Annotated in this window: 14 protein-coding genes; 4 read left to right on the forward strand and 10 right to left on the reverse strand. The window is 61.0% G+C overall.

The genetic code is table 11. The features are described from left to right. Positions 1-187 precede the first annotated feature (187 nt). A complete protein-coding gene (locus JSY17_RS20765) occupies positions 188-709 on the reverse strand; it encodes a DUF3617 domain-containing protein (RefSeq protein WP_206402837.1) in 522 nt (173 codons plus the stop codon). 159 nt (positions 710-868) lie between these two features. On the opposite strand from JSY17_RS20765, the gene cls reads away from it, so the two are divergent. After that, the gene (gene cls, locus JSY17_RS20770) at positions 869-2,308 is read left to right on the forward strand and encodes a cardiolipin synthase (protein WP_200977134.1); all 1,440 of its coding nucleotides are present in this window, start codon (positions 869-871) and stop codon (positions 2,306-2,308) included. 2 nt (positions 2,309-2,310) lie between these two features. On the opposite strand, the gene cfaB is transcribed toward cls, so the two are convergent. From cfaB to hflK (JSY17_RS20795), 5 genes are all read right to left on the reverse strand, one after another. Continuing rightward, the gene (cfaB, locus tag JSY17_RS20775; RefSeq protein WP_206402835.1) at positions 2,311-3,495 is read right to left on the reverse strand and encodes a C17 cyclopropane fatty acid synthase CfaB; all 1,185 of its coding nucleotides are present in this window, start codon (positions 3,493-3,495) and stop codon (positions 2,311-2,313) included. 199 nt (positions 3,496-3,694) lie between these two features. Then, on the reverse strand, positions 3,695-5,608 hold the full coding sequence (locus JSY17_RS20780; protein ID WP_206402834.1) for a cation-translocating P-type ATPase: 1,914 nt from the start codon (positions 5,606-5,608) through the stop codon (positions 3,695-3,697). Further along, complete coding sequence (hflK, locus tag JSY17_RS20785) at positions 5,605-6,642, reverse strand: protease modulator HflK (RefSeq protein ID WP_122372819.1); 1,038 nt, start codon at positions 6,640-6,642, stop codon at positions 5,605-5,607. Before hflK (JSY17_RS20785) ends, JSY17_RS20780 begins: the two co-directional genes overlap by 4 nt. Continuing rightward, positions 6,639-7,664, reverse strand: coding sequence for a protease modulator HflC (gene hflC, locus JSY17_RS20790; RefSeq protein WP_206402833.1), 1,026 nt, complete (start codon positions 7,662-7,664; stop codon positions 6,639-6,641). Before hflC ends, hflK (JSY17_RS20785) begins: the two co-directional genes overlap by 4 nt. An 11-nt stretch (positions 7,665-7,675) precedes the next feature. Further along, on the reverse strand, positions 7,676-9,625 hold the full coding sequence (gene hflK / locus JSY17_RS20795) for a protease modulator HflK (protein ID WP_206402832.1): 1,950 nt from the start codon (positions 9,623-9,625) through the stop codon (positions 7,676-7,678). A 485-nt stretch (positions 9,626-10,110) separates the two neighbouring features. Between hflK (JSY17_RS20795) and JSY17_RS20800 the strand changes: the two genes are divergently transcribed. From JSY17_RS20800 to JSY17_RS20810, 3 genes are all read left to right on the forward strand, one after another. Continuing rightward, a complete protein-coding gene (locus tag JSY17_RS20800) occupies positions 10,111-11,730 on the forward strand; it encodes a glucan biosynthesis protein D (RefSeq protein ID WP_117180616.1) in 1,620 nt (539 codons plus the stop codon). 318 nt (positions 11,731-12,048) lie between these two features. Next, entirely contained in the window at positions 12,049-13,356 is a 1,308-nt protein-coding gene (locus JSY17_RS20805) for a hypothetical protein (RefSeq protein ID WP_206402831.1), read from the forward strand. Positions 13,357-13,365: 9 nt separating this feature from the next. After that, the gene (locus tag JSY17_RS20810) at positions 13,366-14,652 is read left to right on the forward strand and encodes a glycoside hydrolase 5 family protein (RefSeq protein WP_206402830.1); all 1,287 of its coding nucleotides are present in this window, start codon (positions 13,366-13,368) and stop codon (positions 14,650-14,652) included. On the opposite strand, the gene JSY17_RS20815 is transcribed toward JSY17_RS20810, so the two are convergent. From JSY17_RS20815 to JSY17_RS20830, 4 genes are read right to left on the reverse strand one after another with little or no spacing between them, the layout of a single operon-like run. Further along, positions 14,646-15,299 carry a response regulator transcription factor gene (locus tag JSY17_RS20815; RefSeq protein WP_117184700.1) on the reverse strand — a complete coding sequence of 218 codons (654 nt, stop codon included), beginning with the start codon at positions 15,297-15,299 and terminating at the stop codon, positions 14,646-14,648. The genes JSY17_RS20810 and JSY17_RS20815 overlap by 7 nt on opposite strands. Next, positions 15,299-16,363, reverse strand: coding sequence for a sensor histidine kinase (locus JSY17_RS20820; RefSeq protein ID WP_206402828.1), 1,065 nt, complete (start codon positions 16,361-16,363; stop codon positions 15,299-15,301). Before JSY17_RS20820 ends, JSY17_RS20815 begins: the two co-directional genes overlap by 1 nt. A gap of 53 nt (positions 16,364-16,416) precedes the next feature. Then, positions 16,417-17,718, reverse strand: a complete 1,302-nt coding sequence (locus JSY17_RS20825) for an ABC transporter ATP-binding protein (RefSeq protein ID WP_117180611.1) — start codon at positions 17,716-17,718, stop codon at positions 16,417-16,419. Between the two features lie 12 nt (positions 17,719-17,730). Further along, positions 17,731-19,485 (reverse strand): ABC transporter permease, encoded by a 1,755-nt coding sequence (locus JSY17_RS20830; protein ID WP_206402827.1) that lies wholly within the window; start codon positions 19,483-19,485, stop codon positions 17,731-17,733. Between the last annotated feature and the right edge of the window lie 105 nt (positions 19,486-19,590).

A 19,590-nucleotide genomic window follows, 5' to 3' on the forward strand; every position in this document is an offset into this window, starting at 1 on the left:
GGCAGGTCTCACGAAACAAGGCGAGCATCCCGGCTCATGAAAGTATCACCGCAACAATAGTAATAACATAACACCATGTTACAAGTGAAACTTGAAGCCTTACATGAAGATTGGCACTACCGAAAATCCTGCAATTACGGACAGTAAGTCCATGACCGAAAAGAAAAATGTTCCACGTGGAACGTTATCAGGTCCGTGGAGCCACAGCACCGCACTGCGGACCTAGCCAGACGGCGCGAGTATCCATGCTGCCATTCTGTTGCTGGCCGGTCGCATTGAAGGTGCCGACCACCTTGGTGGTGAACTCGCGATTACTGAGAAACTGTGCCTGCCCGGTGCCTTGAGCCTTGGGGCAACTGAACTGGAAGTTCCAGGTCTGGCCGTTGCGAGCGGTGATCTTCTGCGAGCAGCCGGACTTGGGATCGGTCAGGGGAATATCGTCCGACTTGACCTGGGCTTCGGTCAGACAGAACCGCACGCCTTGCCCACCCAGAGTGACGCCTTGCTTCTTCATCATCTGTTCCATCATGGCGCGCTGCTCAGGCGGCAGGTTCTTCAACTGGCCCAGCATCAGTTGCAGATCCGGCAGCGCCTGACCATCGACTTGCATGTTGCTGGAGGTCAGTTCCCACAAGCCCGGTTGCAGCATCTGGGCATGAGCCATGGGTGCAGCCAGACAAAACATCAACGCCAACGCGCGTTTGTTCATTCAAAAAATCCTCGTAAGAACATTGCCCAGACAAGCCTGAGCGGGCCGACGCATCTTAGACGACAGAAGCGTTGACCAGTTGCACCGCGATTAAAATAGCGACAATCCCGAGCGGCTGTGGTCTGTTATAGGCGCAAAAGTGAGGAGCATTGTTTACGTATGGATTTCCATAGCCCGTATTTCTTTGGCTACGTCCTGGCTTTCATTCACCTGGTGGGCACCGCTGCTGCCATCCATGCATTGCTGACCGTGCGCACTGCACAAGGCGCAATTGCCTGGGCGATGCCGCTGTTCTTCATTCCGTACTTCACTTTGATTCCTTATCTGGTCTTTGGCCGCAGTTCGTTCGATGCCTATATCAAGGCACGGCGCGACGCCAACAGTGAAATGCGCAACGCCATTGCCAACCTGAACTGGCGGCCCTGGATCGAAGAGGCCGTGGCAGCACGGCGCTCGGATGCCTATGCCTCGCTGCGCGCCATGCCCAGACTCGGGCGCATGCCGGCTCTGGCCAATAACGAAGTCAAACTGCTGATCAATGGCCAGGCAAGTTTCGATGCCATGTTCGCTGCCATCGAGCAGGCCCGGCAGACGATCCTGGTGCAGTTCTTCATCATTCATGACGACGAGCTCGGACGTCGTCTGCAAAACCTGCTGTTGAAAAAGGCCGCCGAAGGCGTGGCGATCTTCGTGCTCTATGACCGGATAGGCAGCCATGCCCTGCCCGCTTCCTACAGCGAAAAGCTGCGCGCAGGCGGTGTGAAAATCAAAGCCTTTGCCACCCATGGCGGCTGGCTCAATCGCTTCCAGATCAACTTCCGCAATCACCGCAAGATTGTGGTGGTCGATGGGTTGAAAGGTTATCTGGGTGGACACAACGTCGGGGATGAATACATGGGCCTCAAGCCGCCGCTGTCACCCTGGCGCGACACCCATGTGCAGGTCATAGGCCCGGTGGTGGCCTGCCTGCAGGAGTCGTTTGCCGAAGACTGGTTCTGGGCCACCCGTGAGCTGCCGCCCATGAACCTGCCCGAATCCTTTCCCGAACAGGGCGTGCTGTGCCAACTCTTGGCCAGCGGCCCCGCCGACGCGCAGGAAACCTGTTCGCTGTTCTTTGTCGAAGCCATCCACGCCGCGACCGAACGGGTCTGGATCACCAGCCCTTATTTCATCCCCGACGAAGCCGTGACGGCTGCCTTGCGCCTGGCGGTGTTGCGCGGTGTCGATGTTCGACTGCTGCTGCCCTCGCGTCCCGATCATTACGTGGTGTATGCCGCCTCCACCCTGTTCGCCTTCGATGCCGTGCGGGCTGGCGTGCGGGTGTTTCGCTACAAACCGGGCTTCCTGCATCAGAAAGTGGTGCTGGTGGACAACGAAATCACCGCCATCGGCAGCGCCAACCTGGACAACCGCTCCTTCCGGCTGAATTTCGAGCTGATGCTGCTGACCGTCGATACGAATTTCGCTCGCGAGGTTGAAGCCATGCTGATTGACGACTTCAACCTGAGTCACGAGATCTCCCTTGAGGAAAGCCGTGAAACCCGCCACCTGCACCAGTTGGGCATGCGCGTGGCAAGGCTGATCTCGCCGATCCTGTAGCCTCAGCGATAAAGGTCTTCACGGGTCAGCGGCAGTCCATGCCCACCATCGGCAAAGGGTTTGACCGCCAGAATCTGGTGCAGATTGATCCAGCCCCTGGCGAAAGCATAGGCACAACCGGCCAGATACAGACGCCAGATACGCAAGGTGTTTTCAGGCACCAAAGCAGCGGCATCGCTCAAGCGCGCCTCGAGGCGAGCGCTCCAGTGCTCCAGGGTTCTGGCGTAATGCAGGCGCAGACTTTCGACGTCGACGATTTCCAGCCCGGCGTCGCTGATATGCCCGCTGATCATTGCCAGATGCGGCAGCTCGCCATTGGGGAACACGTAACGGTCGATAAACTCGCCGGCCCCCCGCCCCACCGGTCGGCCATCGGTATGCCGGGCAGTGATGCCGTGATTCATCACCAGCCCACCCTCCTTCACTGCGCCGAACAGACACTGCGTATAAAGCGGCAGGTTGCCATGGCCCACATGCTCGAACATGCCCACACTGACCACCTTGTCGAATCGCTGGTCCTGAGGCAGATCGCGGTAATCGAGCAATTGCAACTCGACCCTGTCTTGCAGTCCCTCGGCATTGACCCGTTCACGGGCAAGCACCAGTTGCTCCTGACTCAGGGTGATACCGAACACTTTCACGCCGTACTCACGGGCGGCATAACGCGCCAGACCGCCCCAACCACACCCGACATCCAACAGATACTCACCGGACTTGAGACGCAGCTTGCGGCACAGATGCTCGAACTTGTCCTGCTGCGCCTGCTCAAGCGTTTCTCTGCCAGTCTTGAAGTAGGCGCAGGAATAGACCATCTCCCGATCGAGCCAGAGCTGGTAAAAGCGATTGGACAGATCGTAGTGATAGGCAATCGATGCCGCATCGGTGGCCTTGTCGTGTCGAGTTCGTACTGGAGAGCTGGAGTCTTCATCGTCCAGCAGAGCGCGGGTCAACTCGTCGCAGACCCGGATGACCTCACTAATGGAGCCCTCCAGCTCCAGCCGCCCCTCCACGAAAGCGCTGCCGAGCAGGCCAAGGCTGGGGTGACTGAAGTCGGACACCAGTTGCGGGTCCTTGACGAAAATCGTGACGCTGGGCGCAGGCCCCAGATCCAGCTCATGACCGTCCCAGAGCTTGAGACGCAATGGCAGGTGAAGATTCTGCAAGGCCGATGGAAGTTGCACGTTCATATCAATTGCTCCCCTGTCCAGAAGCTGGAAAAGGCAGTCCAGACGGTTTCAACCGCAACCGAGGCTATTGGCAGGGAAAAAATTACAGGGAACGGCCTTGTGCCCAATGATTCGAGCCAAACGTGCAGCCTTTCATGGATCACCCTAGTCTTGAATGACCATCAATTTGTAACGGAGTTCTTCAGGCTTGAGCACCGCCTTACAATTTTAGTAAGGGCTCCTGAAAACGCAGCAACCGCCCGGCATTGCCCAATACCAGCAAAGTGCTGAGGTTATGCAGCACCGCCGCCAGCATGGCACCGGCAACACCCAGCAGACCGAAGGCCGCCAGGGCAACGATAGCCAATGTCCAGCCCAGTCCAATGATCACGTTCACTTGCAGGGTCTGGCGGCACAGGCGACTCAGGCGCACGCAGGTGCCGAGACGACGCAAGTCGCTGCCGATCAGCACGATATCCGCTGAAGCCAGGGCGATATCGGCACCGCCTGCGCCCATGGCAACGCCCACGACACCGGCCTTCAAGGCCAGCGAATCGTTGATTCCGTCACCTACCACCATAGGCCTGAAACCGTGGGCAATTTCACCTTTGACCCGGTTGAGCTTGTCCTCTGGCAGGGCCTGAGCCTGAACATCGGCTATCCCCACTTCCCGCGCCAGAGTGTCGGCCACGGTCTGGCGATCGCCGGTCAGCAACAGTTGCCGTCCCAGGCCCAGCTCACGCAATTCGGCCAGCGCCTTGTGCGCCTCGGGCTTGAGCGTGTCGGACAGCAGCAGCCAGGCCTGAAAGACGCCGTCCAGCGCCAGCCCGGCCAGCGGACCGTCATGCCCAGGCACCTCAGGGGTGGCAATTCCCAGTTGCTCGAACAACTCGGGACGCCCCAATGCCGCTTCGCCATGGGCCGTCGAAGCCACCACCCCCAGCCCTTGGCGTTCACGAATATCGCTGAGCGGCAGCAGTTGATCCTTGTCCACAAGCCCGGCCAGTGCGCGACTGACCGGATGACTGCTGGCCGAGCCGAGGCTGGCCGCCAATGGCAGCAGGTCGGCATGCCCTGCGCTGTCCTGTATCGATTGCAGGCGCAGGGTGCCAAACGTCAGGGTGCCGGTTTTATCCACAACCAGTGAAGTCAGGTCCGCCAGTTCTTCGAGAAAGGCCGAGCTGCGAATCAGAATCCCGTGACGGGCTGCCACGGCAATTCCGGCAATCGCCGTCGCCGGAGCCGAAAGCACCAGCGCACACGGGCAGGCCGCGACCAGCACGGCCAGCATCGCCTGGGCATCCTGAGTGATGAACCAGGTCAGCGCCGCAATCAGCAGGACCAGCACCATGTAACTGCCGGCATAGCGCTCCAGCAGACGAGTGATAGGCGGCTTGGAGCGCTCGGCGTTCTGCATCAGCGCAATGACCTTGCCCAGCGTGGACTGGTCGCCGGTGCGCGTCACCTCAATACGCAGCAGGCCATCGAGGTTGATCGCGCCGCCGTAGACTTCCATGCCCGCCTGAGCTTCCAGCGGTACAGACTCGCCGGTGATGGAGGAAGTGTCGAGGCTGGCCTGACCGGAAAGTACACGACCATCGGCTGGCACCCGATCACCGGCCCGGACCTCGACCTGATCACCGGCCTGCAACGTCGAGTTATCCACTTCCTGCACGCTGCCATCGGCCTTGATCAGCCGGGCGTGGCTGCGGGTCAACTGGCCCAGTGCCTCAATGGCTTCCTGGGAACCGATGACGCTGCGCTCTTCCAGCACATGGCCGAAGATCATGATGATCGGCAGCAAGGCCGCCGTCATGAGATCGCCTGTCGCCCATGCGCCCAGCATCGCCAGAGCGATCAACTGATCGGTAATCCCGTGCAGACTCGGGTGACGCAAACTGTGCCAGCCGGCGCTGATCACCGGGATCGCCACCAGCAGCGAGGCCGCGCCCAGCAGCAACTGGCTGACACCGGTCTGCTCGGGCGCAATCAGTCGCCAGATCAGACCCAGCCCCAATAAGCCCAGGGCCAGCATGGCCAGGGTCAACTGACGTGCTGCGCTGCGTTGCTCCGCACGACTCAACAGGCTGGCGGCTTCGGGTCTGGCATGGGTGTGGACGGCTTCGCCACTCATTGTTCGGCTCCCTGAATGATCAGGCGGGAATCGTCTTTGGGATTGACCGTGGTGACCGATCCGGCCTGACCGAGAATTTTCGGTACGCGCTCGCGGTAAAGGCGCTGCAACAGGCCGGGATCGTTACGGTTCTGAACCGACTGCGAGAGGCTGGCCACGGTCGCGGTATCGGTCTGGGCCTTGGCCAGTCGCTCCGACGCCTGGGCGTGCGCCACCTGCAGAGTCCGATCGGCCTGCTGGTTGGCGGCCTGGGTGAGTTTTTCCGCCTCATTGCGAGCATTGGCCACGGCCTGATCCGCCTGCTGGCTGGCGGTCAGCACGGCATTGAACGCATTGACGGCGGCCTTGGGCAGGCTGGACTGCACATCCACCCGCGCCACTTCTATGCCCACGCCAGAACCTGTCGCGGCCAGTTCGGCCAGGCGCTGGTTGATGCCGCGTACCAGATCGCCACGCAACCGTTCACGTCGCTCCGCCGCGTTGCTGTCGACTCCGATCTGTTCGGGACGGGCAACCAGAATGGTGTCCAGGTCACGCCCTGCTGTCAGTGTCACGGCACTGCGATTGACCAGCCGATCCAGAGCAGGCAGCACATGTTCACCCTGCAGCACGAAGGCATACGGGTCGGTCACCTTATAGAACACCGTCACATCCAGTTGCACGACACCCGCATCGCCGGTCAGCAGAAAGCCCGAGCCTGCCAGGGCATCGCTCATGGGCACGGCAAAGGTGGCAACCTCATCGGCCTTCTGGGCCTGAGGCGAACGCAGCAGGGTTTCCACCCGGCGCTCGATCACCCGATCCGCCGAAGGCAGCAGCACCACCCGCTCCAGCGGCTGCGGCCAGGCGATCAGCAGACCGGCGTTCTGTATCCGCTCCAGCTCACCGAAGCGCATGACCACGGCGCGGTTCTGGGGATCGATCTGCCGCACGTTGGATGTCGCCCAGCCCAAGGCCGCCAGCAGCGTCACCCCATACAGCCCCAGAAACGCCAGGCGGCTGGCCTGTAACCATGGGCTTGAAGGCTCACTCATGGTTGCGATCCACTCTTGCCGTCCAGCGTGGGCGGTCCGTCCACCAGGACCCGGAACGGCGCAGCATCGGTGCGCAGAATCAGTCTGGTGCCCGGCGTCACCACCGTGCCCAGGGTGTCGAGAGAGCGCAGCAGGTTGTAGAGCTGCGGCGAACCCGCATAGGCGCGGCCATAGATCTCTGCGGCTTCGACCCGGGACTGCGCCTCGATATCCGCGGCCTTGACCGTGGCATCCGCTTCGACAATCCGCGCATCACGCTCGGCAGCCGAACGGATCTGTGCGGCTTCGCGTTTGCCGGCAGCGGTGCGCTCGGTGGCGATGGTTTCACGCTCGGCGCGCATCCGGTCGACGGTGGCGTTGAGCGTCACCGAGGGCAAGGTCAGGCGCTCGACACCCACTTGCAGGACTTTCACGCCATAGGTGGCGAGCAATTGCTGTTCGATCTGCTGGCGTAACTGGTTTTCGAACGCGGTGATGTTCACCTTGCTCGCATCGGTGTTGACCAGACTCGACAGGTCAAAGCTGCTGGCCGTGGTTTCCAGCGCCGAACCGACGAAAGTGCGGATCTGTCGAGCGGCCTCGTCAGGCTGGTTCTGTACGGCGCGCATGAAACGCTGCACGTTGTCCGCGTCGCCTTGTACCTGCCACGCCACATAAGCCTGAACGATGATCCGCAGACCATCGCGAGTACCCACGTCCTGCAAGCCGCTGGAGGTGGTACGCAGGCGCAGGTCCACGGGAATCGTCGCTTCGAACGGCGCAGGCCAGCGCCAGCTCAGGCCCGGCTCCAGCAGTACGCGGGACGGATTGCCGAAACGGGTAATCACAGTCGCCTCCCCGGAGCGAACCTGCACCAGGCTCGCCGCCGCCAGGGCAAAGACGATCAATAACCCCGCCAGCCCCATGCGCAGCCAAGTGCGTTTGCCCGGCACGGCGGCTTCATCGTGATGATGGTGATGATGCCCGCCATGGGCATGGTCGCTGTGGTCGTGATGATCATGGTGATGATGGAACAGACTCAAGGGACGACTCCTTACTGAGCGGCTTTACGCGGCGCCGTTGGGTCTGCCGGTGGGGTGAAGGTGCGAAGATCGATGGTCGGCGCACTGTTGCCGCCCAGACGGTGATCGATAACCAGCAATCTGGCGTTGCTCAGACCGTGGCTGAGCTGGGTCAGGTATTGCTCCAGCAGGAAGGCTTGCCCGGCCTTGGCGTAAGCCTGGCGCTCGGCACTGAAGCGCAGGTCTGCGCCTTGTGCCGTGGCCAGCACCTCCCGGGCATTGGCGCTGGCCTGGTCATGGGCAACGCTGGCATTGAGTTGCGCCTGACTGGCTTGTGCGCTGGCCGCGCCTCGTTCACGGGCGATCAAGGCCTGAGCACCGATCTGCGCAGCCTGCACGGCATGGTAGGCATTGGCGGCACCGGCAGGTGGATGAATGGCCTCCACCACTGTGGCAAGAATTTCCACACCGCTGTCCAGACGCTGCAGATCCGCCTGCACCGCCTTGCCAATCTCATCGGCCAGCCCTGTGCGCTGTTCACCGAGCAATTCATCCAGCGTGCGGGAAGCAAAATCATGGACCAGCACACGGCTGGCGGTGCTGCGAATCAGGGTCGGTACATCGGCGCTGTTGTAGGTTGCGGCCAGCGCAGCGGCATCGCTCAGCCCGATACGGTAGACAAAGCGCACATCCATGTTCACCACCTGGAAGCTCTGCTTGTCCCCCGCACTGCTGGCGATGACCTGGGATTTTTCATTGATGTGGCTGGCGTCCCACAGGCGATTGGCGCTGGCCGGCGGCGGACCTTCGGCAGGGTCCAGAAGCTGCTCCACGGCACTGGCCTCCGAAACGCTGGTGGCCATCTCGTGAACCACGCCGTTTTCCACCGCCAGCACCTTGCCGAACGGCCAGGGCAACCCGACCTGCAGACCCGGCCCGAACACCTCGACAGGCTTGCCGAAACGCTCATAGATCCCGCGCCCCTGCATCGGGATTTCATGCACCCCGGTCAATGCCCAGCCCAGCGCGGCAATCACCGCCAGTACCGGCAGAAAGGCACGTCGTATGTAACTCAGCGCCCAGATCTGGCGCAGGTCGATACCGAAGCGGTTATGCAGTTCGTGCTGCAACACCAGCAGCGGGCGCGGCGGCCAGCGCAGCAGATCAGCCATGAAACTGCTGGCCATCAGACGAGGCTCAAGACGCTCATTGCGTGGCGTGAAGAACGACAGCACAGCGCGCAGCAGGAATTCGATGGCCACCAGCATCGGCAGGATGCCGATCAGCACGGCCAGCCGAGGCGGCCAGATACGATCGGCACTGGCGAAGAACAGGCACAGCGCCCCCAGCAGCAAGACCCCGATCACCATACGGGTCAGTTGCGCCAGTTGCCCGGCCTCAGGCCATTGGGCGGTCTGTTCATGGCTGAACTGGCGCTCCAGCACCAGCAACCCGAAAGCCATCAGCAGCATGAGACTGCCCACCATGTTGGCGACAGATGACAGCTCGGTGCCGGGCAAGCTCAAGTCCCAGACCAGACGGATGCAAATAAGCGCCAGCAGCGACCAGCCCGCCAGCCACAATGCCGAAGCGCCCAGATGGTCAAGCAAGGACTCGCCCGCATCGCTGAAGCGGGTCAGCAGGCGCTCATACCAGCCGCTTTCGTCGATCTGCGGCAATGTCTGGCTCTGTTCCGACGGCGCGAGCGTACCCATGGCCCCGGCGCGCCAGCGTGCCACGGACAGAGCCGATTGCAGACCCGCCGCCAGCAGCAAAAAGGCCGCCGCGCCGTTGACCAGCACCGCCATCCACAAGGAACGGGGGGAAAACAGATCGATGAACAGCGCCAGCACCAGCGCCGTGATGCCTGTGGCGACAGCCAGGTACCTGAGTCGACTCAGGCGTCGGGCCTGTTGTGCCGCCAGTTGAAAGCGCGGCAGCCCTTCGAGGTCAGCGTGCCCTACATCCAGATCAACCCGCATCGCTACCCCGGAACCTGACTAATGCCGTGAATGATAGCGTTACGATATAACGCTTATCGTGAAACTTTCGTCAGGTAGGTTTCGCGAATGAATTGGCTACTGCCGGAGGGCTGAGGGAGCGAATTCATTCGCGAATAAGGCCTACCTGATACTAGCAAAATGATTGCTGAATATTGCACGGCAACGAGCTTACCCACACCCTGTAAATTCATCCCGCAGGCTCTCCAGCCGCCCCCGAATCCTCTGGAAGCCTTGTGCCAAGCGGTGGCGGGCCATGACGGGCCTGTCGACCCAGCTCTCGAATCCCTCGCCAGAAGCCTCTTTCGAGCCGTATTCATTGACGATGAGCGGCATTTTTTTGCACCTATTTTGGAACAGCATCTCGTCTTTGTTATCTGTTGTGGGTAGTTTGCGTTCGGCAAGGAGTCGTTGGCGCGCCATTTTCTTGTGCAGGACGCACAGAATTACTCAGAGGCTTCACTTTTATGAATCGCAGGAATCTCCTTAAAGCTTCCATGGCGTTGGCCGCCTACAGCAGCTTGCCGGCCTCGGGGCTTTTTGCTGCGCGAGCGCTTGCCGCCGCTGCGGACGGCGAGATAGAACATTTCGATTTCCCGACATTGCAGGCTCACGCCAAACAACTGGCCGGCAAGGCCTATGTCAGCACCAAGCAGGTGCTGCCGCCGGTACTGGCGGACATGACGCCGCTGCAATTCAACGCCATTCGCTACGACGCCGCGCACTCCTTGTGGAACGACGTCAAAGGCCAGCTGGACGTGCAGTTCTTCCACGTCGGCATGGGCTTCAAGACCCCGGTGCGCATGTACAGCCTCGACGCCAAGACCAAACAGGCGCGGGAAGTGCATTTCCGTCATGAGCTGTTCAACTACGAGAACAGCGGCATCGACAAGAATCTGGTCAAGGGCGACCTGGGCTTTGCCGGGTTCAAGCTGTTCAAGGCCCCGCAAATTGCCGTCAACGACATCGTGTCGTTCCTGGGTGCCAGCTATTTCCGCGCCGTGGACGGCAACAATCAGTACGGCCTCTCGGCACGCGGTCTGGCCATCGACACCTACGCCAAGCGTCAGGAAGAGTTTCCCGACTTCACCAAGTTCTGGTTCGAAACACCGGACAAGAATGCCACCCGCTTCGTGGTCTACGCCCTGCTGGACTCGCCGAGCGCCACCGGTGCTTATCGCTTCGACATCGACTGCCAGTCCGGTCAGGTGGTGATGGAAGTCGACGCGCACATCAACGCCCGCGCCGACATCGAGCAACTGGGCATCACGCCGATGACCAGCATGTTCAGTTGCGGCACCCACGAGCGCCGCATGTGCGACTCGATTCACCCGCAACTGCACGACTCCGACCGGCTGTCCATGTGGCGCGGTAACGGCGAGTGGATCTGTCGCCCGCTGAACAACCCGGCCAAACTGCAGTTCAACGCCTTCTCGGACAAGGACCCGAAGGGCTTCGGTCTGGTCCAGTACGATCACAACTTTGCCAGCTATCAGGACACCGTGGTCTGGTACCACCGTCGTCCGAGCCTGTGGGTCGAACCGACCACGCCATGGGGTGAAGGCGAGATCAGCCTGCTGGAGATCCCGACCACGGGCGAAACGATGGATAACATCGTGGTGTTCTGGACTCCCAAGGCCAAGGTCAAGGCTGGCGAGTCACTCAACTACGGCTACAAGCTGTTCTGGAGTCCGCTACCACCGGTCAGCACTCCGCTGGCTCAGGTCAACGCAACCCGTTCGGGCATGGGCGGCTTCACCGAAGGCTGGGCACCCGGCGAGCACTACCCGAAATACTGGGCACGTCGCTTTGCGGTGGACTTCCACGGTGGCGGCCTGGACCGTCTGCCGGAAGGCACAGGTATCGAGCCGGTGCTCAAGGTTTCCCATGGCAAGGTTCAGGACTTCAACATCCTGGTGCTGCCAGACATCAAGGGCTACCGCATCACCTTCGACTGGCTGCCTGACAGCGACTCGGTAGAGCCGGTGGAAATGCGCATGTTCATCCGCACCGGGGACCGCACCCTCAGCGAGACCTGGCTGTACCAGTACTTCCCGCCTGCTCCGGACAGACGCAAGTACCCGTAATGTTCTGAAACCGCCGTCGCGGCCAGGCGCGCTCCTGTGGGAGGGCCTTGGCCGCGACAGCAGGTTCAAGGTACTGAAAACGGGTTGCCTTCCAACTGGTCGTCGCGGCCAAGGCCCCTCCAATCCGGTTTTGATCGCCTCCAGAGTTGACAGCTCCGTGAACTGCGTCTGATATATCCCTTGTCACGCCGTTGCGAGCATTCGCTCCAGACCTGTTCTCCCCTCCTTCGGTTATTCCCTTATCGACCCGCCTGTCGCGGTCGAGGGCGGTAGCTTTGCCCATCCGAAATTCCTGACGCTCTTCAGAAGGCCGACATCATGGAGTTGAACCCTGCGGACAAGACGGCCGAGAAACCGTCGATCCTGTCATTCGATAAATCGACCGTTGTTGTGTGGGTGGTCATCGGCCTGATGCTGGTCGAAACCTTTTCCGGCGTGCTGCGCTTCTACTTCGACAAGGCAGGCATCAGCCCGCTGCTCTACCTGCCCAAGATGGCCTGTGTCCTGTTGTTTGCTCTGGAGTTGCGCACGTTCAGGGCCGGACGGCTGTTCTGGACGTGCATGGTGCTGTGGCTGGTTTTCGCGACGCTGGGGATGCTGCACGGTGCCAGCCCGTTCAATCTGGCCTTCAGTCTGTTCGCCTTGAGCCCGCTGTTTTTCGGGCTGGTGTGCAGTGAATACCTGTTCCGGCGCAGAAAGCTGCTCGCCTGGGCCGTCGGCTTTTGCCTGCTGGCATCACTGGCGGGACTGGCGCTGGACAAGTACACCTTGGTGCCCTGGAAAGGCTACAGCTACAGCGTGGGCGAAACGCAGCTCAGCGCCAACATGTCATGGAGTTCGGACGATGAAGACCGGATTGCCGGTTTCGCCCGGATGTCGAGCCTGCTGTCGATCATCATTGCCATCTACAGCCTGTACCTGCTGATGTTCATCCGCTCGCGGCCGCTCGTCATGCTGCTGAGCGCAGTGGCGCTCTATGGGATTGTGCTGACCACCAGCAAGGCACCCGCAGTCGCCTTTATGCTGACCCTCGGCCTGCTGCTGATCCAGCGGATGCCCTGGCCCAGCCGACTGGCCTGCATCCTGGCGGTCATGGCCGGTCTGCTGCTGCCCACGCTTGGCCTTCTGCATGACTTCGATGCCAGAACGGTCAGCAGCGGCGGCAGCTCGCTGGCGTCGCTGTACGACCGGCTGAACAATACCTGGCCCAATATCGTCGAGGCCATGACCCTGGCTGGCTGGGGCATGACCGGAGCGGGGTTCGGCATGGTCGGCAGTACGCTGACGATGTTTCCGGTTCCGGGTGCCGATCTGTTCATGACCCTCGACAGCAGCGTCATCTACCTGTGGGTGATGCTGGGGATTAGCGGGCTGTTGCTGTATGCGCTACAGATTCCCCTGTTCTTCGCTCTGATCAACGAGCAAAGCCCCCTGAGCCGCATGTTGCTGGCGATCAGTTTCTGTTGCTGCCTGATCAGCTGGACCACGGATATCTTCGAGGTGGCGGTGGCCAACCTGTTCATCGGCCTGGCCGCAGGCCATGTGCTGTTCGCCCGGCGCGAAGAGGAGGCGCAGGCAAGCGGCCCCGCGCACATGAAGATCACCACCCTGCCCGTCCCGCACTGAGGCCACGCCATGAGAACCCTTGCATGCCTGCTGCTTGGCTGCCTGGCCGGTCACGCATCGGCCCAGACCGAGCCGGTCTTTCTGACGGGAATCGGCACTCATCTGATGAATTTCGATCAACCTCTGAGGCAACCGCTGAATCTTGCCGGGCAGGCAGGCTTCAATGCGGTCAGGGACGATATCTTCTGGTCCACCGCCGAGCCCGGCCCCAACCAGTGGCGCATCATCCCGCAATGGCGCAACTACCTGAACATGGCCAGTGATCTGAACCTCAACCGAACCGCCATCCTGGGTTACAGCACCTCTTTTCATGGCAACGCCAAGCCCCGCACGCCCGAGGTGACAGCGGCGTTCTTGAAGTATGTCGATTACGTCAGCCGACAACTGGGCAACAAGGTGAGTTTCTACGAGGTCTGGAACGAGTGGGATCTGGAAGGACCGAAAGATCGCAAGCTCAGTCTGGATTATGCCGATCTGGTCACCAGCACCGTGCCGGTGATTCGCCAGAACACCCGCAACGTCAACGGCACTCCGGCGAAGATTCTGGCAGGTGCGATTACCCGCGATGGCATGAACGGCGGTTTCGCGGACGGCCTGATCGAAAACGGCGTGCTGGATCTGGTGGACGGTCTTTCCCTGCATCCTTACGCCCATTGCTCCGCCACCAACGGCAATACACCGGAAGCCTGGGTGCGCTGGATGACCCGCTACGAGCAGGACATCCGTACCCGTGTGGGTCGTGCTGTACCGCTCTACCTCACGGAAATGGGCTGGCCCAGCCATCAAGGCCCGTGCGGCAAGAGCGAAATCACGCAGGCCGTCTACATGGCGCGGATCTTTTTCCTGGCGCGCACAATCCCCAATGTCAAAGGCCTGTGGTGGTACGACCTGTTCAATGACGGGCCGAACCGCTACGACCAGGAGCATAACTTCGGGGTACTCAATGAAGACCTGTCGCCCAAGCCCGCCTACAACATGATGCAGGCCATTGCACCGATCATCAGCAGTTACAGCTACGATGCCCGGGCCAGCATCCTGAGCGACAGCACTTACCTGCTGTACTTCGACAAGGGTGATGAGCGGGTCCTGGTGGCCTGGGCCATCGGCCAGCCAACGGATAAACAGATCGTCAGCGAACGGCCCATGAGCGGACCGGTGAGGCTGACCGATACGATCAACCCCGAACAGGGCCGCATCGACAGCAAGCAGTCATGGCAGTGTCAGGCCAGCCGCTGCTCGACCACGATCAGGCTGACCAACTTCCCCAAGATCATCAGCCTGAGCAGCAGTCACTGATCCAGCGGCGCGCCCGAGGACTGGATGCGCTCGGCAAACTTGACCAGATCCGCCAGAGAGTCGGCCTGCATCTTGCGCATGACCGAGCCGCGCCGAACCTTGACCGTTATTTCGCTCACATTGAGCCGGTCCGCAATCTGCTTGTTTAACAGGCCGCTGACCACCAGCTCCATCACCTGCTGTTCCCCCGCATTCAGACTTGCATGACGCCGCTGCAACTCGGTTTCCACCGCACGGGTCTGGCGCCTTGCCCGGTCCCGCACCAGCCCCTGCTGGATGGCGTCCAGCAAATCCTGCTCACGAAAAGGCTTGGTCAGAAACTCCAGCGCCCCTGCCTTCATCGCCCGCACCGACATCGGAATATCGCCATGCCCGGTGATGAAAATCACGGGCAGCCCGATCCCCCACTTCGCCATCTCGCCCTGAAAATCCAGGCCGCTCATGCCCGGCATACGCACGTCCAGAATCAGGCAACCCGGCGCATCGGGTCGCGGGGTGTCGAGAAACTCCCGGGTCGAGCCGAACAGCATGGAACGCAGCCCGACCGAGGCCAGTAAATCCTCCAGAGACGAACGCACCGACTGATCGTCGTCGACCACGTAAATGATCGGTTCTTCGTCCTGCGGGGCCGGAACGATTGTTTTCATCAGCTCTCCATCTTTGCGGTAGGCAGGGTGAAGTGAAACGTCGAGCCGGCCTGTTCGCCGAGGGTCACCCAGATGCGGCCGCCATGGGCCTCGATAATGGAGCGGCTGATTGCCAGGCCAATCCCCATCCCCTGCTCCTTGGTCGTGTAGAAGGCATCGAAAATCCGTTCGAGATGTTCCGCCGGAACACCAATACCGTTGTCGGATACCGAAAACCGCACATCCGCGCCTTCACGCCAGTCCACCATCACCTGCAACCGACCCTGACCCGGCTCAAGACCGCTCATGGCGTCCATCGCATTGAGCATCATGTTCAGCAGCACCTGCTGGATCTGCACCCGGTCGGCCAGCAGCGGCGGCAGACCGTCGGGAATGTCCACCGTCAGGGTAACGCCCTGCTGGTTCATTTCACTATGGGCGAGGGAAACGATTTCGGCGACGGCATCGGCCACGCTCACCCATTCCTTGTGGGTCGAGGCCGGTTTTGCCAACGCCCGCACATGCACGATCACATCGCTGGCCCGATTGGCATCGCCGATCATGCGCTCGATGGCCTGCCGGGCCTTGGGCAGATTCGCCGGCTCGTTGGCCAGCCAGCGCAAACCGGCATTGCCACTGGTGACAATCGCCGCCAGCGGCTGGTTGACCTCATGGGCGATGGACGCAGTCAGTTCGCCCAGCATGTTGACCCGCGCAATCTGCGCCAACTGGGTACGAGCCTCGTGAGCCGTGCGGATCGCCGCTGCCAGGCGCAACGCCAGATAGGTGGTCATGGCGATGGCCAGAAGGCTGATGCCGCAGTTGATCAACCCCGACTCACTGGAGCGGGAGGTGGTCAATTCGTAGCTGATGACCGTCAATCCCATACACCCCAGCGCGACAGCGATCACGCCACCTGCGGGCATGAAACGCGCCGCCAAGAGCACCACGGCGATCTGGAAAACCCCTACCGCAATTTCCAGGTCCGTCAGCGTATCGGCAATCGCAATGGCCACCGCCAGCGCTAGCAATGCGGCCAGTCGAAGGGCCATTGCCGCCTTGCCAAAGGTTTTCGACTCACGCATTGCCCGTGTCTCGCTGGTGGGTGAAGGCTGAATATGCCAGTTTCGTGCAAAGCTTATGAAGGATTGTCGAGGCTGAACTGATCCAGCGATTCATCATAGGCAAAAAGCTCGGCATAGCGGCCCCATTGGGTGACGCAACGCAACGTCTGCATCGCATCGCTTTCGGACATGAAGTCTTCCAGTTGGTCGCGAAAGCGTCGCGCCGGTGCCGTGTGAGTGGCGCGATCATCCAGCACGCGACGGATATGTGCCACCAGCGGAACGAAACTCAACAGATGGTGGGCGAACAGTTGCTTGCGCTCATCGATATCGGCCAGCGCATAGCGACGCGCCGAAGGCAGCAGGCGGATATCGCCACCCTTGAGTTCGGCAAAGCGCAGCAATTGCAGGACTTCGGCAATCGGGAATAACTCATCGGCGTTGTAGTGCAACGCACTGGCCAGCTCCGGCAGATCAGCCGTGGCACCATAAGGCGGCGCGTGAATCGCCTCGATCAACCCGGTCAGCGCATTGATCGAAACCTGTGGCAGCACCATGCCCAGCCCGGTGCCCGGAAAGACGCCCTGACGCAACTCGCCAGCGCCACTGTCCTGAGTCATGAGCACGTAGATCTCCTCCACCAGCGCCCTGAAAGACGGGTCCTGACGATTGCGCGGCTGCGGCAGATCCACCTTGATCTCGCTGACCACCCGACCGGGGTTGGAGGAGAACAGCAGGATGCGATCGCACATCAGCACCGCTTCGGCGATGTTGTGGGTCACCATCAGAATCGACTTGATGGGCATCCGGCCTTCCGACCACATGTCCAGCAGGTCGGTGCGCAGGGTTTCGGCAGTCAGCACGTCGAGGGCAGAAAACGGCTCGTCCATCAGCAGCACATCGGGGTCGATCACCAGAGCGCGGGCCATGCCCACACGCTGGCGCATGCCGCCCGACAGCTCCTTGGGATAGGCACTCTCGAAACCGTCCAGACCAATCAGGTCGATGGCCGCCAGGGCGCGCTTGCGGCGCAAATGCGCAGGCACTCGCTGAGCTTCCAGCCCGACTTCCACGTTCTCCAGTACCGTCAGCCACGGGAACAGCGCAAAACTCTGGAAAACCATGCTCACAGTCGGTGCCCGCCCTTGCGGCCCGGCGGGAAAGCTCACCTCGCCAGCGGTAGGCACCACCAGACCGGCAATGGAGCGCAGCAGCGTGGACTTGCCCGAACCCGAACGCCCCAGCAGACCGATGATCTCGTTTTCATTGAGCTGGAGCGTCACGTTATCCAGCACCAGACGTTCCTTGCTGGCCTTGCCGTAGACATGCCGGACTTCGCGGACATCCACCAGGCAGCGTTTTTCGATAGTCATCATGCTTTCCACTCCTCAGACCAGGCTCAAACGGCGCTCGGCAAACCCGTACAGCGGACGCCAGAGCAGACGGTTGAAGGCAATTACGAACACCGACATCACGACGATACCCAAGGCGACCCGGGCGAAATCCCCGGCCTGAGTAGCGTTGGCGATATACGAACCCAACCCGGTGGCCTGCAGGGACTTGTCACCCCAGGACACCGCCTCGGCCACGATGCTGGCGTTCCACGAACCACCCGAAGCGGTGAGTGCGCCGGTGATGTAGTAAGGGAAGATCCCCGGCAAGGCCACGCGCCGCCACCACTGCCAGCCGCGCATGTTGAAGATCCCGGCCACTTCCCGCAGATCGGTCGGCAATGCACTGGCTCCGGCGATCACGTTGAACAGGATGTACCACTGAGTCCCCAGCACCATCAGCGGCGAGAGCCAGATATCCGGGTTCAGGTTCAGCCCGACAATGGCAATGACCGCAAACGGGAACAGCACGTTGGCGGGAAACGCCGCGAGAAACTGCGCGACCGGTTGCAACCGCTCGGCCCAGACAGGACGCAGGCCGATCCACACGCCGATCGGCACCCAGATCAGGCTGGCGATGACAATCAGCAAGACCACACGCAACATGGTCGCCAGCCCGAGGCCGAAAGCATTCAGCACATCGTCCATCCCCAGTGTCTGGCTGATGAAATGCATCAGCCAGACACTCGCGGCCACGCAACCGGCCAGCACCAGTACCAGCCAGAGGCTGTCAGCCAAGCGATTTACCCCGGGCTTGGGCGCAGTCTTGCGGGAGCGCCGCAAAGCCGCCCAGTCCACGGCCATCAATACACGCCAGGGCGCTGTAAACGCTGCACAGACAGCCGGAACCAGACGTGAACGCCCCAACAGGCTGTACATCCATGAGCGCGGACGCTTTTGCGAAGCGGTCTGCTCGAAACGAAACTTGTCGGCCCAGGCGACCACTGGCCGGAACAGCAACTGGTCGTAGCACAGGATCACCAGCGCCATGGCCCCCACCGCCCAGGCCACAGCCGCCGGGTCCTTGTGCGCAATGGCCAGGGCCAGCCAGGACCCGATGCCCGGCAGGTTGATCTGGGTATCGGCCACCGAAATAGCTTCGCAGGCCACCACGAAAAACCAGCCGCCAGACATCGACATCATCATGTTCCACACCAGCCCCGGCATGGCGAACGGCAGTTCCAGCCGGACAAACCTGAGCAGCGGCGAAAAACCGAACTGGCGACTGACTTCATTCAAATCGCTCGGTACCGTACGCAGGGACTGATAAAAGCTGAATGCCATATTCCAGGCCTGACTGGTAAAGATGGCAAAGATGGCCGCAAACTCTGCGCCCAGTTGCCGACCGGGAAACAGGCCCATGAAAAAGGTCACGGTAAATGCCATGAAACCCAGAACCGGAACGGACTGTAATATGTCCAGCGCCGGAATAATGATCATCTCGGCCTTGCGACTCTTGGCTGCCAGAGTGGCCACGACAAACGTGAAAATCAACGAAGCCGCCAGCGCCGCAAACATGCGCAGGGTGGTGCGCAAGGCATACTCAGGCAACTGCGCCGGATCGAGCAGCATGGGTGTACTGTCCAGTGCTGCCAGGGGTTGTGCCATTTCATGGACACCGTGAAACACCAGTATCGCGATCACTGCCAGAAGCAGCACACAGATAAAATCGGCCAGACCGGACACATGGCTGCGTGTCGATCCGTATTTGAGAGGTGGCAGGTTTTTACCGGATTCAAAGACAGAGTTCATGGCTCACCTCGAACTATTGCGTACAGGCAAGGGCGGCAAAGTTCAAAGAACTGGCCGTGAGCATTGAGCGAAAAGTTATAAGTTAAACAACTGTGCTCTTGTGAG

This window comes from Pseudomonas capsici, assembly GCF_017165765.1.
GTDB lineage: Bacteria > Pseudomonadota > Gammaproteobacteria > Pseudomonadales > Pseudomonadaceae > Aquipseudomonas > Aquipseudomonas capsici.

Bases quoted from the DNA above. Each gene is read 5' to 3' on its own strand.
- JSY17_RS20820 (WP_206402828.1), bottom strand. From the start codon at position 16,363: ATGCGTGAGTCGAAAACCTTTGGCAAGGCGGCAATGGCCCTTCGACTG.
- cls (WP_200977134.1), top strand. From the start codon at position 869: ATGGATTTCCATAGCCCGTATTTCTTTGGCTACGTCCTGGCTTTCATT.
- JSY17_RS20810 (WP_206402830.1), top strand. From the start codon at position 13,366: ATGAGAACCCTTGCATGCCTGCTGCTTGGCTGCCTGGCCGGTCACGCA.
- JSY17_RS20805 (WP_206402831.1), top strand. From the start codon at position 12,049: ATGGAGTTGAACCCTGCGGACAAGACGGCCGAGAAACCGTCGATCCTG.
- cfaB (WP_206402835.1), bottom strand. From the start codon at position 3,495: ATGAACGTGCAACTTCCATCGGCCTTGCAGAATCTTCACCTGCCATTG.
- hflK (WP_122372819.1), bottom strand. From the start codon at position 6,642: ATGAGTGAGCCTTCAAGCCCATGGTTACAGGCCAGCCGCCTGGCGTTT.
- JSY17_RS20765 (WP_206402837.1), bottom strand. From the start codon at position 709: ATGAACAAACGCGCGTTGGCGTTGATGTTTTGTCTGGCTGCACCCATG.
- hflK (WP_206402832.1), bottom strand. From the start codon at position 9,625: ATGCGGGTTGATCTGGATGTAGGGCACGCTGACCTCGAAGGGCTGCCG.
- JSY17_RS20830 (WP_206402827.1), bottom strand. From the start codon at position 19,485: ATGAACTCTGTCTTTGAATCCGGTAAAAACCTGCCACCTCTCAAATAC.
- JSY17_RS20815 (WP_117184700.1), bottom strand. From the start codon at position 15,299: ATGAAAACAATCGTTCCGGCCCCGCAGGACGAAGAACCGATCATTTAC.
- JSY17_RS20800 (WP_117180616.1), top strand. From the start codon at position 10,111: ATGAATCGCAGGAATCTCCTTAAAGCTTCCATGGCGTTGGCCGCCTAC.
- JSY17_RS20825 (WP_117180611.1), bottom strand. From the start codon at position 17,718: ATGATGACTATCGAAAAACGCTGCCTGGTGGATGTCCGCGAAGTCCGG.
- JSY17_RS20780 (WP_206402834.1), bottom strand. From the start codon at position 5,608: ATGAGTGGCGAAGCCGTCCACACCCATGCCAGACCCGAAGCCGCCAGC.